Origin of the sequence: Marinobacter sediminicola (assembly GCF_031157525.1) — a bacterium.
Taxonomy (GTDB): Bacteria; Pseudomonadota; Gammaproteobacteria; order Pseudomonadales; family Oleiphilaceae; genus Marinobacter; species Marinobacter sediminicola.
On record NZ_JAVIXR010000007.1, the window covers coordinates 163,746 to 181,531 of the forward strand.

The 17,786-nt window shown below is 54.3% G+C and carries 12 protein-coding genes and 1 tRNA gene; 4 read left to right on the top strand and 9 right to left on the bottom strand.

From position 1 onward, the window contains the following. The first annotated feature begins 87 nt into the window (after positions 1 to 87). Positions 88 to 474 (top strand): RidA family protein, encoded by a 387-nt coding sequence (locus RG807_RS11670; protein ID WP_309045038.1) that lies wholly within the window; start codon positions 88 to 90, stop codon positions 472 to 474. A 65-nt stretch (positions 475 to 539) separates the two neighbouring features. Here the strand turns inward: RG807_RS11670 and RG807_RS11675 are convergent, their stop codons facing one another. Then, complete coding sequence (locus RG807_RS11675) at positions 540 to 1,406, bottom strand: NAD-dependent epimerase/dehydratase family protein (protein ID WP_309045039.1); 867 nt, start codon at positions 1,404 to 1,406, stop codon at positions 540 to 542. Positions 1,407 to 1,482: 76 nt separating this feature from the next. Here RG807_RS11675 and RG807_RS11680 point away from each other — a divergent pair, with 76 nt between their 5' ends. From RG807_RS11680 to RG807_RS11690, 3 genes are all read left to right on the top strand, one after another. Beyond that, entirely contained in the window at positions 1,483 to 2,442 is a 960-nt protein-coding gene (locus RG807_RS11680; RefSeq protein ID WP_309045040.1) for a hydrogen peroxide-inducible genes activator, read from the top strand. An 8-nt stretch (positions 2,443 to 2,450) separates the two neighbouring features. Further along, positions 2,451 to 4,526 (top strand): ATP-dependent DNA helicase RecG, encoded by a 2,076-nt coding sequence (recG, locus tag RG807_RS11685; RefSeq protein WP_309045041.1) that lies wholly within the window; start codon positions 2,451 to 2,453, stop codon positions 4,524 to 4,526. A 102-nt stretch (positions 4,527 to 4,628) separates the two neighbouring features. Next, positions 4,629 to 5,993: an aminoacyl-tRNA deacylase and HDOD domain-containing protein gene (locus tag RG807_RS11690; RefSeq protein WP_309045042.1), complete on the top strand. Its 1,365-nt coding sequence runs from the start codon at positions 4,629 to 4,631 to the stop codon at positions 5,991 to 5,993. 295 nt (positions 5,994 to 6,288) lie between these two features. Here RG807_RS11690 and RG807_RS11695 read toward each other — a convergent pair whose 3' ends face one another. From RG807_RS11695 to rpoD, 8 genes are all read right to left on the bottom strand, one after another. Then, a complete protein-coding gene (locus RG807_RS11695; RefSeq protein ID WP_309045043.1) occupies positions 6,289 to 6,744 on the bottom strand; it encodes a DUF2489 domain-containing protein in 456 nt (151 codons plus the stop codon). Positions 6,745 to 6,763: 19 nt separating this feature from the next. Continuing rightward, positions 6,764 to 9,061 (bottom strand): molybdopterin oxidoreductase family protein, encoded by a 2,298-nt coding sequence (locus tag RG807_RS11700; RefSeq protein WP_309045044.1) that lies wholly within the window; start codon positions 9,059 to 9,061, stop codon positions 6,764 to 6,766. A 160-nt stretch (positions 9,062 to 9,221) separates the two neighbouring features. Continuing rightward, entirely contained in the window at positions 9,222 to 12,473 is a 3,252-nt protein-coding gene (locus RG807_RS11705) for an Ig-like domain-containing domain (protein WP_309045045.1), read from the bottom strand. A 13-nt stretch (positions 12,474 to 12,486) separates the two neighbouring features. Beyond that, the gene (locus tag RG807_RS11710) at positions 12,487 to 13,824 is read right to left on the bottom strand and encodes an outer membrane protein transport protein (RefSeq protein WP_309045046.1); all 1,338 of its coding nucleotides are present in this window, start codon (positions 13,822 to 13,824) and stop codon (positions 12,487 to 12,489) included. 338 nt (positions 13,825 to 14,162) lie between these two features. Next, positions 14,163 to 14,972 (bottom strand): OmpA family protein, encoded by an 810-nt coding sequence (locus RG807_RS11715; RefSeq protein ID WP_309045047.1) that lies wholly within the window; start codon positions 14,970 to 14,972, stop codon positions 14,163 to 14,165. Positions 14,973 to 14,998: 26 nt separating this feature from the next. Continuing rightward, entirely contained in the window at positions 14,999 to 15,373 is a 375-nt protein-coding gene (locus RG807_RS11720) for a DUF4398 domain-containing protein (RefSeq protein ID WP_309045048.1), read from the bottom strand. Positions 15,374 to 15,740: 367 nt separating this feature from the next. Continuing rightward, positions 15,741 to 15,817 (bottom strand) — tRNA-Ile (locus RG807_RS11725). Positions 15,818 to 15,916: 99 nt separating this feature from the next. Next, positions 15,917 to 17,773, bottom strand: a complete 1,857-nt coding sequence (rpoD, locus tag RG807_RS11730) for an RNA polymerase sigma factor RpoD (protein WP_309045049.1) — start codon at positions 17,771 to 17,773, stop codon at positions 15,917 to 15,919. Between the last annotated feature and the right edge of the window lie 13 nt (positions 17,774 to 17,786).

Below are 17,786 nucleotides of genomic sequence, written 5' to 3' on the forward strand. Positions count from 1 at the left end.
AGGTGGACAGGGGTGAACTGTCTGGTTGACAGTTCACGTATGGAACAGCGACGATTGGTGTTTTAGACGATAAGGAAAGTAAACGGTATGACCAACAAATCCATAATTCAGACTGAAAACGCACCCAAGGCAATTGGCCCCTATTCCCAGGCTGTAAAGGCTGGTGACACTGTCTATATTTCTGGTCAGATTCCGCTGGATCCTGAAACCATGGATGTGGTCGGGGGCGATTTTTCCGCGAAAACCCGTCAGGTATTCGATAACCTGCAGGCCGTCTGTAAAGCGGCAGGTGGTGAGCTGAAAGACATCGTTAAAGTGAATATCTATGTGACCGATCTGGCAAACTTTGCCACGGTTAACGAGATTATGGCGACGTATTTTCCCGAGCCATACCCGGCACGCGCAGCGGTGCAGGTTTCAGCGTTGCCTAAGGATGTTCCTGTAGAAGTAGAAGCGGTAATGGTGCTGAGCTGATTCAGCACACAGCCAGGATAGTCAGAACAAAGGCGGCCTGCGGGTCGCCTTTGTTCGTTGTAGGTCTAGCCCTTATCGATCATATCGCGATATCCGGCACGGAAGTCCGGGTAGCGAAAGGTAAAGCCTGATTGCAGTAGCCGCTGGTTGCTGCAGCGCTTGCTGCCCGCCCGGCCGCCTTTTCTGGCGTCGGCTACGGGCTCGGCGCAGGGCACTTGCTGGCGAACCCAGTCGACCACCTCATCCAGCCGCACCGGCTCGCAATCGCTGGCCACATAACAGGTATCCAGGGGCTTGCCGGAGAGCGCCTTCTGGTTAAGGAAGGCTACAGCCGCTGCGGCGTCCTCTTCATGAATACGGTTACTGAAGGGCGCTGGCTTTGTGGGGTTCATGCGGCCTGCGATCACCTCTTCCAGAAAACGACTTCTGGATGGCCCGTATATTCCGCTGAAGCGAATAACCGTAGCTGGGTGGCCGCTATCCAATGCTGTTTGCTCCCCCGCCAGAATCTGCTGGCCGGTTACACGGGAAGGGGCAGCAGTACTGGCTTCATCAACCAGGCTGTCATCGTTTTGGGCGTAAACGCTGGTGCTGCTGATAAAAAACAGCCGCTTCAGTGGCTGATCGCCAATGCCATCCAGCAGATTGGCCAAGCCGTTTACGTAGGCATCGCGGTAGCCTTGCTCGTCGTAACTGGACGGTGTCAGGCAGTAGATCACCGTTTCCAGGTTATCAGGCAGCATGCCCGTTAGGGTTTCCGGGCGAGTCAGGTCTGCACCTATCCCCGTCACGCCTTCAGGCACCTTGGCCGGGTTACGACGTAAGCCATACACCTGCGCCGACTCTGTCAGCATACTGGCGATGGTGCCCCCGAGCTTGCCACAACCTGCCACAAGAATTCTGGGCATACTATTGCGATCAGCGATTGCCATAGACAATATCAATCCTTATCCTCTATCTCATAAATTAGTGAAACTTCGACCTGTATCCTTTTGACCGGAGATCACCATGACTCTTACCGAGTTAAGATACGTCGTTACGCTTGCCCGCGAAAGGCATTTTGGCCGTGCCGCCGAGCGCTGCCACGTTAGCCAGCCGACACTCAGCGTTGCGGTCAAAAAACTCGAGGAAGAGTTGGGTATCCCGCTGTTTGAGCGAAGCAAAAGCAGTATTCGCGTAACGGAAACGGGTCAGCGTATTGTTGAGCAGGCCCAGCGGGTTCTGGATCAGGTGGGTGTTATCCGCGACATGGCTCAGGATGGTAAAAACCAGTTGAGTTCGCCGCTCAAAGTGGGCGCCATTTATACTATCGGGCCTTATCTGTTTCCGCACCTTTTGCCTGAATTGCGCCGTGCCGCGCCGGAAATGCCGCTCTATATAGAAGAAAACTACACTGCTAACCTGCGCAAAAAACTGCGTCAGTCCGAGTTGGACGCCATTATCATTGCGCTGCCGTTTGAAGAGGCGGAGGTGCTGACCCTCCCGCTGTACGACGAGCCGTTTGTGGTGCTACTGCCTGCAGACCATCCCCTTGCCGCCAAGGCGGAAATCACAGGGGATGAACTGGCCAACGAGCAATTACTCTTGCTTGGCCCCGGCCACTGCTTCCGGGATCAGGTGCTGGAAGCCTGCCCACCTCTGGTGGAAGCCGTCACAAACCGGGCAGATGCAGGATCGCCTTCGCTGGTTACGGAAGGCAGCTCTCTGGAAACCATACGCCACATGGTTGCCTCCGGTTTAGGAATTACCGTACTGCCACTCTCCGCCGCCACCGGTATGCGTTATCAGCAGGATGTGCTCGTTACCCGGCCCTTTGCCGCCCCGGTACCATCCCGAACCGTGGCCCTGGCTTGGCGGGTCACCTTTCCCCGGCCCAAAGCCATCGATGTTCTCTCGCTTGCAGCTGGCCAGTGCCGGGTGATTGAAAAAGCGACAGAGGACACCCCGGTTGCTGCCGCAACGGACTGACCCCAGCCATGGCCTCACTGGACGACATCCCGGTTACGGAGCTTAAAGGCGTAGGCAGCGCCCTTGCCGAGAAGCTTGGGCGGCTGGGTATCGCCTCCATGCAGGATTTGCTGTTTCACCTTCCCCATCGATACGAAGACCGCACGCGAATCATACCCATGGGTAGTTTGAGGGTTGGTGATGTGGCCGTTGTGGAAGGCGAGGTAATGAAAACGGATCTGGTGATGGGCCGTCGCCGCAGCCTGCAAGTTACCCTGAAAGACAACAGCGGGTTTCTGGTGCTGCGGTTTTTCCACTTCAACGCTGCCCAGAAAAACCAACTATCGGAGGGCACCCGGGTTCGCTGCTTTGGCGAAGTGCGCCCCGGCCGGGCCGGATACGAGTTTTACCACCCGGAGTACCAAACCAGCCCGCCGGCTATGCCCACAGGGGAACAGGCCACCCTTACGCCGGTTTATCCGCTGACTGAAGGCATACAGCAACCCAGAGTGCGAGGGTTGTGCCAGCAGGCCCTGGGATACCTAAAACGCCATCCTATACGAGACTGGTTGCCTGCCGAGTTGCTGGCGGGTTATCAGCTACCGGGAATTACGGAAGCCGTCCAGTTGGTGCATTCCCCGCCGGCCAGTGCCCCGGTTCATCTGTTGATGGAGGGACGCCACCCGGCCCAGCAGCGCCTGGTGATGGAAGAGCTGCTGGCGCATCAGTTGAGCATGCTGCAGGTTCGCGAACAGATTCAGGCCCGGCAAGCCTTGCCCCTGCTCCCCACCGGCGACCTGGCAGAGCGTTTTCTTGAGGAGTTGCCGTTTGCGCTCACGGGTGCTCAACGCCAGGTTGTGAGTGAGATTCGACAGGATCTCAGCCAACCGCTGCCCATGCTGCGATTGGTACAGGGGGATGTGGGCTCGGGTAAAACCGTGGTGGCCGCGCTGGCAGCTATACAAACCCTTGGCGCTGGTGCCCAGGTGGCCCTTATGGCGCCGACTGAAATATTGGCTGAACAGCACTATCAGAACTTTAAAGGCTGGCTGGAGCCACTCGGTATCCAGCTGGCCTGGCTGTCTGGCAAGGTCAAAGGCAAAGCCAGGAAAGAAGCGCTGGAAACCGTGCATACGGGTACGGCCAGCGTAATCATCGGCACCCATGCGTTGTTTCAGGATGATGTGCTGTTTCACCGCTTGGCGTTGGTCATTGTGGATGAACAGCACCGGTTTGGCGTGCACCAGCGCCTGGCCCTGCGGGAAAAAGGTGTAGGCGGAACCCTTGCACCCCACCAGCTGATCATGACCGCCACACCCATTCCTCGTACTCTGGCCATGAGTGCCTATGCCGACCTTGATACCTCGGTGATCGACGAATTACCCCCGGGCCGAAAGCCCATTGAAACTATCATCATTCCTGACAGCCGTAGGGACGATGTGATTGAGCGCGTACGCAGCGCCTGCACTGACGGTCGCCAGGCATACTGGGTGTGCACACTGATTGAAGAGTCGGAAGCCTTGCAGTGCCAGGCGGCAGAAGTAACAGCGCAAGAACTGACTGATCGCTTGACTGGCCTGAAAGTCGGGCTGGTGCACGGGCGACTAAAATCTTCGGAAAAGGCCGAAGTGATGGAACGCTTTAAACAGGGGGAGCTGGATTTACTGGTTGCCACTACGGTGATTGAAGTGGGCGTGGATGTGCCCAACGCCTCACTTATCATCATTGAAAATCCGGAGCGCCTGGGCTTGGCCCAGTTGCATCAGCTCCGTGGCAGGGTGGGGCGGGGCGAGCAGGCCAGCTTCTGCGTGCTCATGTACCATCCTCCGCTGTCGACCAATGGCAAGGCGCGCCTGCAGGCCCTGCGAGACAGTCAGGATGGCTTTGTTATTGCCGAAAAGGACCTGGAGATACGTGGGCCAGGGGAAGTGCTTGGAACCCGCCAGACTGGCATGATGCAGTTCCGGCTGGCAGACTTTGAGCGGGACAAGGGGTGGATTGAACCGGTGCGGGAGATGGCGCCGGGGCTCATGAGGCAGCCACAACTGGTGCAGGCGCTGATTCGACGGTGGATGGGTGAAAAAATGCGTTACGGGGATGTTTGAACCGGTGCATGAAAATTTATACAGCTAACCCATGATCTATACTAAAAACCAACGCCAGATTCTGGTGGCCGGATGGCAAGCAGCGATAATCAGGAGAAAAAGATGGAACTACCTGTCACGGTTCAACAAGCTTTGGGCAATTCAGCCAAAGGCGTATCACTGAGAGATATGCGCCAGGCTAATCAGCACGAGCTGTTGCGGATGGTGTTGCTTCACGACGGGCAGGACAACCTTCAAGCCATATGCTGCAAAGACGATTTGATTGATCTGGAGCGATTGAACAAGCAGATGGGGCGGGACTTTCGCCTGATGAAACCTCGCGAGCAAATTCGGGTTAAAGAGCGTGCCGGCCTGCGAGAACTGCCGGCTCTGCCTTCACTTACGGGTTGGCCCACCATCGTGGATCGCCGGGTCGATGATTTGCCCTCGGTAGCTTTAGCGTTGGGCGATCAAAATCTGGCGATGGTGATGCCTGCTGAGGAGTTCCGTGCTCTGACGCAAAATGCGGATCGCCTGTCGTTTACGGTGGCATCGGAAAACATAACCGTAAATCTGGATGATCCGGGCAATGACCGTAACCAGTTAACCTTCGCCATCAAAAAATTCACCAGTCTGCGCATTCAACAGCGTCTGGAAGACACGCTGGAGTTGCCACCGTTGCCGGAAACTGCACAGCGCATTATTCACTTGCGGGTAAACCCAAACGCTGTCATGGGGGATTTGGTCGATATCGTCGAAAGTGACCCAAGCCTGGCGGCTCAGGTGGTGAGTTGGGCATCCTCATCGTTTTATGCCGCGGCCGGGCAAGTGCGCTCAGTGCACGATGCGGTATCACGGGTGCTTGGCTTTGATATGGTGATGAACCTGGCTATGGGCTTGTCGTTGGGGCGAGCACTCAAGCAGCCCCAGGACCACCCCGAAGGCTATGTGGACTATTGGCAACAAGCCATCTGGCAAGCTCAGTCAGCGGGCATTCTGGCGAGTATGATGCCGCGGGGAGAGCGCCCCATGTTCGGGCTAGCCTATTTGGCAGGTCTGCTACACAACTTTGGTTACCTTCTGCTGGCCCAGGTTTTCCCTCCCCATTTCAAGCTGGTATGTCGCTCTTTGGAGGTGAACTCTGATATTGATTCCTCGGTATCGGAGCACTATCTTTTGGGGATCACCCGGGAGCAGATCGCAGCTCAGCTTATGGAAAACTGGGGTATGCCAGATGAGGTCACACAGGCCATAAGGTATCAGAAAAGCATAACCTACCAAGGCACCCACAATGTATATGCCCGAATCCTGTGGCTTGGCCGCCAGTTGCTTACCGAAAGGGGCGTCGCCATGGGTGCATATACACCCGCTGAACAAGAGGTCTATGACGAGCTCGGCCTCAATCGTGAGCTGGTAGAAGAACAGTTTGATGAGTTGGTAGCCAACCGGGACAAGGTCATGGCCATGGCTGGTATGATGAATCAGTAGATATAAAAAGGCCGGCCATAAAGGCCGGCAAGGTTTCCGCTCATTGCAGCGTCGTCCGAACGTAACAGGAGAAATAACCCAGGGCGATCATCGCGATCTCAACACCAACCGTAAAAACCTATCACCCTGATTTCAACTTAGACAACATATGCAAAAAGGAAAGGCACCCACCGGCGGGAATGAGAAGCTGAGCGCTCCGTCATTTTTAGGGATTCGAGCAAGCTTCTGATATCAAATCGATAAAATTATCATTTGCAGACAATTCTGTTACAAAACGACACAAATCCGGAGCAAGTCAGAAGCTGTGATTCCGGATGGCCGTTGCGGCACGGCGTATTTCATCGGTGTGTCGCCTTTCCACTTCAAACCGCTCCTTGTCCATCTTTTCCACGAAGCGCGTCTCGGTATTCTGACGAGCTTGGTGAGTAGGCATGTGGCGAAGCTGTTCATATACATCCATAAACACCCGGTATGGCGGGGCATTCATCAATTCTGGAGCTACATGGTCGAGCAAGCCTTTTATGCGAAGGCATGCCTCGGAGTATTCGATCTGGTTTTCTTCAATGGCCATGGCAATAACGCGAATGCTATCGACCATATCCTTGCGCCGTTTCGCCTGAAAAGCCTCTGCTTTTCGCTGCCGCCTCCGGTCTTCAGACAGGGTGACCATTTGCCGCCGGATAAATCCCAGCAGGGCAAGGATGGCGACCGCGCCGGCAATAATCAGGCTCCATTGTAGCCAGTGAGGCATGTTGTTCTCCCAGTCTGGTTCAGGCGGGTGTAGGTTGCTGTTCTGGTTGGCAGACTTTGACAGTTACTGGCTGACCATTCAATACGGAAGTACCCGCCACCGGGTCGGTTAATTCATCACTCAACACATCGTTGATACTGGTGCCAGCATGGGCTGTCGCCGTGGACTGCTGAGTTCCTTCGCGGTTATGACCCCAGCCATGGGGAATGGAAACCACTCCGGGCATCATGTCTTCAGTAATTTCCACGGCCATGACCACCAGGCGATCATCAGCGCGGACCTCAGCTGTGCTGCCTTCCTTAAGCCCCAAACGCTTGGCGTCGTCCGGGTGGACCAGCAGGGTACAGCGGTCTTTGCCTTTTACCAGACGGTGGCTGTTGTGCATCCATGAGTTGTTGCTGCGAATATGGCGCCGCCCAATCAGCAGCAGTTCGTTGGGCGATTCAGGCGCAGAGAGCTGCTGGTGCAGGCGTTCTACGTCTTTCAGATAGCGCCGGGGAGCCAGGTTAATCTTTCCATCCCGGGTGAACAGCCGGCCGGGCAGAGCGGGCCTCAGGGCGCCGAGATCAATCCCGCTGGGGTGCTCCTTCAATCGCTTCAGGGAAAGCCCTTTAGGAAGTTTCTGCCACTGGGGGTTGAGAGAACTCAGTTCGGCAAGGCCTCGCAAAGGATGTTGCTTGGGCAGCAGTTCCAGAATCCGTTTCGTCGCGGGCTCCAAAACCCCACGGACGCGCCCTGTATCTGTGCCATAAGGCCCGGTACGCAGAAGCATATCAACGATGGTGTCAGGGCCTGCGCGTTTGAACGCTTGCCAGCCCAACTCGGAACGGATCGGCAGCTTGCCACCCTTGCGTAGTTTCTCAAGCCTATGCGCCAGCTCCAGCAGAATCTGCCAGTCATGACGGCTGTCCGGGCCAGCATCAAACAGTGCTTCGCTGTATTTCGATACATTGCGAACGGCCAGCATGTTGAAAATAATGTCGTAGTGGCTGCGCTCGAGCACGGCGGTGGGCGGCAGGATAATGTCGGCATGACGAGTAGTTTCGTTAATGTAGTAATCCACCGATACCATAAAATCCAGCCCGTTCAGGGCTTCGTCCAGCCGGCGCCCGTTCGGGCTGGAAAGCACCGGGTTGCCGGCAACGGTCACAAAGGCTCGGATTTGCCCGTCGCCCGGTGTGAGTATTTCATCAGCCATGGTGCTGGACGGATATTCTCCAGCAAACTCCGGCAACCCCTTAACCCGGCTATGGCGAGCGCCAAAGTGCCCTCGCTGACCAGACATGGCGCCCAGGGCAATCAGATCGATGGCTGGCTGGGTAAACATCACGCCGCCCACGGTGTCCAGTTTTCCGGTAAGAATGTTCAGGCAGTACGCCAGCCAGGTTGTGATGCTTCCGAACGTTTGGGTGCTGGTGCCCATGCGGGTGTAAAGTGCTGCTTTTGGCGTGTCTGCAAGCTGTTGAGCAAGATCCCGTATAGTTGCCGCTGCAATGCCTGTGCGTTGGGCTACGGCTTCGGGTGTAAAGGGCATGGATGCCAGGCGCAAAAGATCCAGGTCTTTTATAAGATGCTCTGCGGGCCCTGGATGGATCAGCCCTCCTGAGAACAGCGTGTTCACCATGGCCATCAGCAAAAATGCATCGGTGCCAGGGCGAATAAAATGAAAGTCATCGGCCTGCTTGGCGGTTTCTGTGCGCCTGGGATCCACCACAATCATTTTACCGCCGCGCTTTTTAAGCGCTTTCAGCCGGCCACGGAAATCCGGCACCGTCATCAGGCTGCCATTGGACGCCATCGGATTGCCACCAATACAGATAAACAAATCCGTATGGTCGATATCCGGTATGGGGAACAGAACCTGATGGCCGAACATCTCCAGGCTTGCCAGCATGTGGGGAAGCTGGTCATTGGAGGTGGCAGAAAAGCGATTCTGGGAGCCAATGGCCCGTAGAAACGGCATGGTGGCGATTAATGAGCTGTGGTTGTGGGCATTTGGGTTGCCTAGGTACACGCCAATACTATTGCGGCCGTGGGTTGTGCGGGTTCCGTGAAGCTTTTCAGCCACGATTGAGAAGGCTTCATCCCACTCAATCTCTTGCCAGCCATTGGCGGTTTTACGAACCGGCTTGCGTAAGCGCTCAGGATCTTCATGTAGATCCTGTAGGGCCACCGCCTTGGGGCAAATATGGCCCCGGCTCAGAGGATCCTTGTCGTCTCCACGAATTGACGCAATGCGCCCCTCCTTCACATCAATGGCAACGCCGCACATGGCTTCGCATAAATGACAGGTGCGGTAATGAGTGCCGTTTCGCATGAAGGTCTCTCCTGATGTTTTTGTTGTTACAGGTTGGGTTTCATTGTGCAACCAGATTAGCAGGAAATACGCTGTGGTGGGAAACTCCGGGGTATTGTTTTAGGCACAAAAAAGGCCAGTCCGGAGACTGGCCACTGGCCTTAAGAGTACCGCGGCAGATTTACTGCACGGAGGGGAGATCCTTAACAGGATTTGTAATGAAGTTGAGGTAGGTGCCACCCACAGGGATCTGCAGGGGCAGGTCTATAATGAGGCCCAAAGGTTTGGCCTCAACTTTGATATCTACCAGGTTCGTATTGCGTTGCTCGATCTGCATGCGACCATCATCAAAGAAGGTAACATCGCCCTCTAGATCAAAGTAGAAGGGCCGGGCGTAAAGGTCGTGCGGGCCGTTGGCAGTAATTTTCATTTCGGGAGCATCAAGCATCAACTCCGCTCGTGTTTTGAATACTGGCTTCCCATCAACCGTCACGATTGCGCCCTTTATCAACTGATTGCGAGGGCAACCGTTTTGTCCAGCACAGCTCGGGTCTTCTGAATAGCGCATCCGAATGATCTGGGTGTTTGTAGGGACATCAGCTTCCAGTATTCCAAGATCAACGTAAGTATCGATGGAGCTCGTAGCCAATAGAGTTGGATACAACTCAACAAGGATTGCATCTTCCTCGGTACCCGTCGCCGGGTCGGTCCAGGTACCTGGACCTATGACTTCGCTATTCAACGCATAGGTTTGATAGATGAATTTGTCTTTCGGACATCTCTCGTCATTTTTACATCCGACGCGAGCGGGAATCTGACTCGGAATTCCAAGGGCCGTCAGCTTGGCCTTGTTATTTACGACGCTCAATTTTGTTGAGTTTGCTGACGGCAGCCATCCGCTTACATGGGTGCTGTCCGCGACTTCTGCAGGGTCCTTATATTCATGAACAAAGGGCTCAAGGCAGTCAGGATCGTCGTTGGAGCCACAGTCGATGTTGAAGTTGGCATTGGTGTCGCGAATTGGAAGATTCCGCAAGGCTGTGAATACTGAATCTTTTGCTTCAGCACCCTCGAAGTAGATCTTCATGGGGTTATATGGGTCTTCTCCATTTCCCCAGCCGCCATTCAAACCTTCCAGCAAATCCGCTTTGAGCGGGTAAGCGTTTGCACCGCAGATGGATTGAGGCACGCTCATATCGCAATAGTTGGAATACGCTGAGCCTGCTGTGGAGTCGTCGCCTCTCCTGGAGATCAGTGTGTACTGGTAGAATGCACCTACTTCCCAAGGCTGATCCGGATAGAAGCGCACACGCTGGTTGTTTTTTTCTAAACGACCAGTGATCGGTTCTACATCATTCCCATCGCTATCAACTTTTTGGACTATGAAGGTTTCGTTCAAGCGTATCGAATCAAGATCCATGGGCTGCGAAAAGACTACGGTGATCGGGCGATCTCCCGGCATTTTGCTAACCGGTAATACGTCCCCCCGGTTATCTTTTGCTGTCCAGCATTTACCCAAAACACCAGCTTCCAGATCCAGCTGTGTGTGGTCGGTTTCGCATGGGTAGCCAGGGTAGGTGGTTAACGCCAGAGGTGGCGCATTGGCGAGCACATCGCGCTGGCCATCGAGGCTGAACGATAAATCATCCGCCAATACGAAGGGGTTTCCGGCCAAATCGATTAAACCAGGAGCTGACACTCTATATTGAACACCTGGCTTCAACCCGCCTTCCGGATTCAGTGTTAAGGCTGTTCCGTCGAGTGCGGTATTGAGCGTGCCGTTGGCTACCGTTAGCTCTTGGCCATCGGCATAGAGTTTTACACCTGCGGAGATTGACGCAGGATCCAAAGGCTCATCAAAGAACAGGATAATCGGGTCACCTGGGCGCTGCATAGACTGACGTGTTGCAGGCTTGGCATCTTCTGCTCCCGGCATCCAACTAACCAGCTGGGGAGGTGTTTGATCACGGGTGGCTTCCCACTCGTCTGCCGCATCCAGGCCTTTTCCATCCATGTTGGCCTGCAGATGGAATGCGATAGTCGAATCGGTATACTCCTGGCCCAACAAGTTGGGTTCAACCATGCCTATGGCATCGATTGTCAGTACACCATCCTTAACACGCACAATACCTCGAAGCTCAACCCCCATTAAATCCTGGGACAAAGCAGCATTAGGCATTTTTTCCTCTGTGTTCATGGAAACGTCCATAAACAGAGTAATGTGGCGAGGTGCTGTTTTTTCGTTGGTATAAGAGTTGGGGGTCATGTAGCCGGAGGCGTCAGACAGCATGGTAACCTTGATGGTACCGGTTTCCTGAGGGCTGCCATCATCAATGTTCAGAGCCTGAACTGTGCCGCCAACCTTAATGCTCAAGCTGGTGCTCTCCAGCACACTGCCTTTGGGAATCCGCAACGGTATTGCTTCATCCGCGGCAAAGGAGGGTGCATGCCCTAGCTCGGCAAACAGTGAGCCGGTTTGCTGTGATGAATCGGTGACGCCCTGAAGTACGGAATTAAGCACTACCCCGTTAATGGCTTGGCCATTCAATATGGAGGAGTACCTTCCGTCAATTGAGTCTATAGCGTCCTGAGCCAATACAGCAGTTGGGCCTGTGGCGCGCGGTGTGAAGCTAAACTCTTCGCTGTATCGAGTGCCGTCTGGGCCATTCGTCAGGCTGGCGATGCTATCGAGCTTGAGAGTATAAGTTTCGCCAGCGCTCAATACGTCTGCACGGCTTCCGCAGTCGATTTTTTGCTCTGTGAGACAAGGGTCAACGGTAATTCTGTTGCCTTTTACCAGTACAGTGGCAGGGACCGCCTCTCCGTCTTTGTCCAGAAGCTCAATGGAACCCCCAAGTGTTTGCCACTCAGGGTGAACCGGTTGAGTCATGGCCAGGCGGAAGGTAGAAAAGTTCATCGCTTGGAAAAGGCCTTCAGTATCGGGCACCTGCCAAGCGACACCAAAGGTATCAGACGTGTTGGCCAGGCCAGCAATACCGCTAAGCTCACCGCGGGTATTAAACTGGATGCCTTCATCGCCAACAGCGTTGGGGGTGTCGACAAGTCTGCCGCCTTCAGCGTTGAGAGGTGCGTTGAAGGTAAGGGAATAACCCGCTCGGCTGCCCAGCTTTTGCCCATCAGCAATTTCCAGCTTCAGGCTTTTGCCACCGTCGATCTTTTTCACGGTAAACGCCGGAACGCTGCCGCTTGAGGCCAGCTCAATCTTATCGGCAATGTCTGATTCATCATCCACAATGGCGTGGCTGAAGCGTAAAACGATGTCAGCTTTAGGGCTTACATCTGCTTGCCCATCGGTCGGGTAGGAATAAACCAACGAGCCGGGCGTAGCTCTTTCTTTAACGCTTTGTTCGTCCCCACCACAAGCTGCTAGCAAAATGGCAGGAACCAAGGCTAATGTTTTTAGTTTTCTCATGACCTGCTTCTCCTCAGAACTTCAGGGTGATGGAGCCGCTGATTACATGGATATCACCGTCGGCCGTGACGCTGGTTTCGTTCCCGTCATAGTCGACCAGTGTGAAGTCCCGCTCTTGTAGTTGTTGGTACTGATAGCCTAAGTCCAAACGCACCGGGTAGGCCAGAAGGCGCGTACGGTTGTACGTAGCGCTTACACCCACCCCGACGATTATTTTGTCGGTATCCAGATAGTTCAGTTCGGGGTTTTTAGTGGTTTTCAGAGGCGATTCTTCGTAGGCGATACCGCCACGGAAAGCGAAGTTCTCGTTAAGCTGATACTCGGCGCCGATGCGGGGAATAATTGTGTCGTTGAAGCCGATGCGGTTGCCTGGAGGAACGGCCTCCTGATCCTTAATGCTGTCTTTGGCAAACTCATTTTCAAGCTCAGACCAGTTCTGTTGCTCGATGCTACCGCCAACCCGCCAGCCATCGCCGCGGTACTGAGTACCAAAAACAAACGTTTCGGGCTGGAACGAATCAATAGTGGAGACCGCCAAAATCAGGGGCTCGCTGACGGTTATACCCGGAACCTCAATGTTGGAGCCAACGGTGGTCTTGGCTGCTGATTTGGTGCGGTAAGAGAAAGCGGCTTCCCAGCCATCAAGAAAACAGCTGTTGTCGGCGCAAAATGTGCTGCCAAAATCAATGTTAGTGCCGAGAATGGTTTTCAGAGTGGGCTCAGCGTTTACCGTCAACTGCTCCTGCCGGGAGTCGCCGTTAAGTTCGGTTACTGCGTTAAGTTGTGCAGCTGCTGCAAGTGTAATTCGAACAGAGGCTCCGGCCGAGATACCCCGCCAAATGGGTGTGGCACCACCAATGTTCAGAAATAGCGGCTCTTTTCCGTTTTGCAGGAACTGGCCGGTTTCCGACGTTTCCGATCCGAAGGCCAGCATTTCCTTGCCGTATTTCTCAACACCGGCAATGAAACCCAAATAAATCGGGTGATCAAACCGGGTAAGTGAGCCCAGGTTGGTTTTCATGCCGATTAATACGTGCTGGCTGGGAGAGCTGGAAAGCACATCGCCAGTTGCGTTGGGATTTGCAGAGCGAAGTTCTTGTTCGGCGTGCAGCAGACCAGAGGTAAGTTCGCCGCGCTCATCCCGGGTAAGTGCAGCCGGATTGTAGTAGGTAGCGGAAACCTGGTCATTAAACATGGAGAGAGACTGGGCAGTAGCAACGTCTACGGGCATTACGCCATAGGTTGTACCTATGTTGCCCATGCTGCCAGATGCCGACATGGCGAAAGTTGTGGATACAGCTGCAACCGCTAGGCTCAGCGCCCGTACTGAGAACCGGGTGATGGGAACCATTGATACACTCCATTTTATCGCGTTGTTTTTATACTCTGGCCGTATGCTCATCAACTCGCAGGAAGACGGTTCAGTAACGGCTGGTACGTTGATTGATCTGACAGTGTATGGCGCTTGTCCTTTTAGGACGTTGGCATTTTTGACACGGTATCATGGCGGAATGATCATTTTCGGTGTATTGGTTCAAAAAATGCCTGTTAATACAGTAGGTAAGAGTTTATTAATCTTGTCTCATTTTGGAGTATGGGAGGTAAATGCGGTAAACAAGAGGGGGCATCTGGAACGAGGGGAGAGGAAAGCCTCCCCCCTGGTGAGATTTACAAACGGTTGCGCTGGTTTTACCGCGTCTCGATCTTGCCTTCCTTATCGGAGATCACAATCTCTACGCGGCGATTTTGTTGGCGGCCAGTAGAGGTGTCGTTGCTCGTTACAGGGTATTGCTCACCAAAACCTTTGGTTTCGACTCGGTTGCGATTAATGCCTTGGGATACCAACGCATCACTCACTGACTGTGCCCGCCGCTCGGATAGGGTCTGGTTGTAGCTCTCGGCACCAGTGCTATCGGTGTAGCCTTCCACGCGGACTCTCCGGTCTTCATATTCCCTCATGAACTCTGCAAGACGCCCTACAGTCTGTTCTCCAGATGGTTTCAGATCTGCCTTGTTGAGGTCGAAGAGCACATCACCCAAGGTGAGTACCATGCCCCGATCCGTGCGCTCTGCTTGCAGTTCTTCCATTCTCTTGCGCAGCATTTCGGCTTCTTTTTGAGCGCGGGCCGCCTCGCCGGAGCGCTTGTCCAGCATGAGTGTGCGCCGACGTTCTTCGGCAGAGTCAATCTGCTTTTGTAGTCTGGCGCGCTCTGCTTGCTCACTGGCAATCTGAGCGTGACGATTGGAAAGGTAGGCAGCGTGCTCAATGCGCGAGGTATCTTCGCCTTCCTCCAACAGAGACTCGGCTCGGGTTAACTCATCTCGTGCGCTACGCAACTGGCGGTCGCCACTGCGAGCAACATCCGGGTCATCTTTTATCTTGGCATAGGATGCGCGGGCTTCATCTACCATTGCATTTTCCTGCGGCGTTGAGGCGCAGCCAGCAAGCACTACGGACAAGCCCATCGCCATGCCCAGTGTTATGTTGCGTTTGTTCATAACAATCTCCTTTTCACGCAGGGCGGTTACTGGTCTGGATTGATTTGCTGGCGCAGAGATTCAATATTGCTATTGATCTCTTCTACCGCGTGTTTCGCCTTTGCTGTATCAGAGCGCGCGCTTGCAAGTTGAGCATCTACAGCGGCTTGCTCCAGCAGTCGCTCAGCTTGCGAATATTTTTCCTGCTCGATCAGTTTTTTAGCGTCGGCGACTTTGTTCTGGGCATTATTGAGCAGAACCGGCTCAAATTCCCGGGCGTCTGCGGCAACGGCCTGCTGGAGAGAACTCTCTGCGGACTGAAGCTCGGAATCCGGCGGCTCGCCAGGGCTGGCGCAACCACCCAAAGTAAGTAGTAGTCCGGCGATGCCGGCGGTGTACAACATCGATTTATGTGTTTTCATGCACGATCTCCTTTCAGCGATATAACTGCTCTGCAGGAAAGTGTGGACTGCACGAATACCAACCTGCCGTCAGGGTTGACGGACACTTACCATGAACGGTGAGAACACCGTAAAACTGCGGAGTGCCATGCGCACCTGACCTAAGTTTAGCAGTCGGTTAGCCATCAACGGTGACTGATTTGCAATAGATACAGGCTGTCGGACACCGCAGGCGCGCAATCTAGGGTTTGCGAGTGCGCTCAAGTGATTGAAATAAAATAATTTCGGGGGACCGATCTGACGTGAATAAGATGTCACAAACGATGATCTGAGGGGTCGCGATAAACAACAAAGCCCGCTCGAAAGCAGGCTAAGTTATTGAAAAATATGGTGGGCCCAGGTGGACTCGAACCACCGACCAAAGGATTATGAGTCCTCTGCTCTAACCAACTGAGCTATAGGCCCGAAATGCAGTGTTTGCTTTGGGAGTTCCCGGAAGAGGAAACAAAGCGGGCGCCATTATACCGATGAGGCACAGCGCCCGCTACTGTTAGTTTTTTCGATTTACCCCTGATTTCCCTGATCGTCAATAAAGCCGCGCAGGTGATCGGAACGGGAAGGATGGCGCAATTTGCGCAGGGCCTTGGCTTCGATCTGACGGATTCGCTCACGGGTTACGTCGAACTGTTTACCGACTTCTTCCAGTGTGTGGTCCGTGTTCATCTCGATACCGAAACGCATCCGCAGTACTTTGGACTCACGAGCTGTGAGGCCGGCCAGTACTGAGCGAGTAGCCTCACGCAGGCCTTCGGCTGTTGCGGAATCCACTGGTGAGAGGGCCTGGATGTCTTCAATGAAGTCGCCCAGATGGCTGTCTTCATCGTCGCCAATCGGCGTTTCCATGGAAATCGGCTCTTTGGCAATCTTCAGAACCTTGCGGATTTTGTCTTCCGGCATTTCCATGCGCTCACCCAGTTCTTCTGGCGTGGGTTCGCGGCCCATTTCCTGCAGCATCTGGCGAGAAATCCGGTTGAGCTTGTTGATGGTTTCAATCATGTGCACCGGAATACGAATGGTGCGGGCCTGATCCGCAATGGAGCGGGTAATGGCCTGACGAATCCACCAGGTGGCATAAGTTGAGAACTTGTAGCCACGACGGTATTCAAACTTGTCGACGGCTTTCATCAAGCCGATGTTGCCCTCCTGGATCAGGTCGAGGAACTGTAGACCACGGTTGGTGTATTTCTTGGCGATAGAAATAACCAGACGCAGGTTGGCCTCAACCATTTCTTTCTTGGCGCGGCGGGCTCTTGCCTCGCCAATAGAAACTCGGCGGTTGATCTCTTTGATGTCGACAACATCAAGGTCCACATCAATCTGCACGTTCATGATGCGCTTTTGGAGGCGGACGATTTCGTCCATGCGCTCGTTAATGGCAGAAGCGTAAGGCTTTTTACTTTTGGCGATTTTCTCGCCCCATTCCTGGTTTGCTTCGTTGCCCGGGAATGATTTGATGAAGTCCTTGCGTGGCATTTTACACTCGCGCACACAGATCTTCATGATTGCGCGTTCGTTTTCGCGTATCAGATCGTTGGTTGAGCGAACAACGTTAACCAGCTCGTCAAATGCCTTGTTTCCCAGTTTGAACGGTGCGAAAACCACGCCCAGATCGTTCAAGGCGGCCTGGGTTTTCTTGTCGCCCCGGCCGTGCTTGGCCAGCAATTTTTCCGCAGCTTCCAGCTTTTCTTTGAGCAGCTCAAACCGCAAGCGTGTCTCTTCAGGATCTGGACCGCTTTCTGGCTCTTCCTCTTCCTCGTCCGCATCGTCGTCGGCATCGTCGTCAGACGTATCGTCAGTGGAGGCTTCGGGTTTTGGTGGCGGTTCCGGCATGAAAGGTTCGGCGTCGTCCGGGTCCAGGAAGCCTGTAATAATGTCGGTAATGCGGCCTTCATTCTCGATGATGCGATCATAGGCCTGAATAACCGTGCCGACGGTGCCCGGGAAGTGGGCGACGGCTGCCATAACATCGCGAATGCCTTCTTCGATGCGTTTGGCGATAACAATTTCGCCTTCACGGGTCAGCAGTTCCACGGTGCCCATCTCGCGCATGTACATGCGGACAGGGTCTGTGGTGCGACCGGCGTCGGATTCAACGGCGGCGAGAGCAGCGGCGGCTTCAGCGGCAGCGGCTTCGTCGGCGGTGGAATCACCGTCGGTCATCAGCAAGGTATCGGCATCCGGTGCCACTTCGGATACCTGAATGCCCATATCGTTGATCATGCGAATGATGTCTTCGACCTGATCCGGATCGGCAATGTCTTCCGGGAGGTGGTCGTTTACCTCGGCGTAAGTCAGGTAGCCTTGTTCCTTGCCTCGTGCGATGAGGTCTTTCAAACGTGATTTCTGCGAATTGCCTGACATAGACACCCTGTGA

Excerpts from the sequence above, each read along its gene's own strand:
- RG807_RS11670 (WP_309045038.1), top strand. The coding sequence starts at position 88 with ATGACCAACAAATCCATAATTCAGACTGAAAACGCACCCAAGGCAATT.
- RG807_RS11675 (WP_309045039.1), bottom strand. The coding sequence starts at position 1,406 with ATGGCAATCGCTGATCGCAATAGTATGCCCAGAATTCTTGTGGCAGGT.
- RG807_RS11680 (WP_309045040.1), top strand. The coding sequence starts at position 1,483 with ATGACTCTTACCGAGTTAAGATACGTCGTTACGCTTGCCCGCGAAAGG.
- recG (WP_309045041.1), top strand. The coding sequence starts at position 2,451 with ATGGCCTCACTGGACGACATCCCGGTTACGGAGCTTAAAGGCGTAGGC.
- RG807_RS11690 (WP_309045042.1), top strand. The coding sequence starts at position 4,629 with ATGGAACTACCTGTCACGGTTCAACAAGCTTTGGGCAATTCAGCCAAA.
- RG807_RS11695 (WP_309045043.1), bottom strand. The coding sequence starts at position 6,744 with ATGCCTCACTGGCTACAATGGAGCCTGATTATTGCCGGCGCGGTCGCC.
- RG807_RS11700 (WP_309045044.1), bottom strand. The coding sequence starts at position 9,061 with ATGCGAAACGGCACTCATTACCGCACCTGTCATTTATGCGAAGCCATG.
- RG807_RS11705 (WP_309045045.1), bottom strand. The coding sequence starts at position 12,473 with ATGAGAAAACTAAAAACATTAGCCTTGGTTCCTGCCATTTTGCTAGCA.
- RG807_RS11710 (WP_309045046.1), bottom strand. The coding sequence starts at position 13,824 with ATGGTTCCCATCACCCGGTTCTCAGTACGGGCGCTGAGCCTAGCGGTT.
- RG807_RS11715 (WP_309045047.1), bottom strand. The coding sequence starts at position 14,972 with ATGAACAAACGCAACATAACACTGGGCATGGCGATGGGCTTGTCCGTA.
- RG807_RS11720 (WP_309045048.1), bottom strand. The coding sequence starts at position 15,373 with ATGAAAACACATAAATCGATGTTGTACACCGCCGGCATCGCCGGACTA.
- rpoD (WP_309045049.1), bottom strand. The coding sequence starts at position 17,773 with ATGTCAGGCAATTCGCAGAAATCACGTTTGAAAGACCTCATCGCACGA.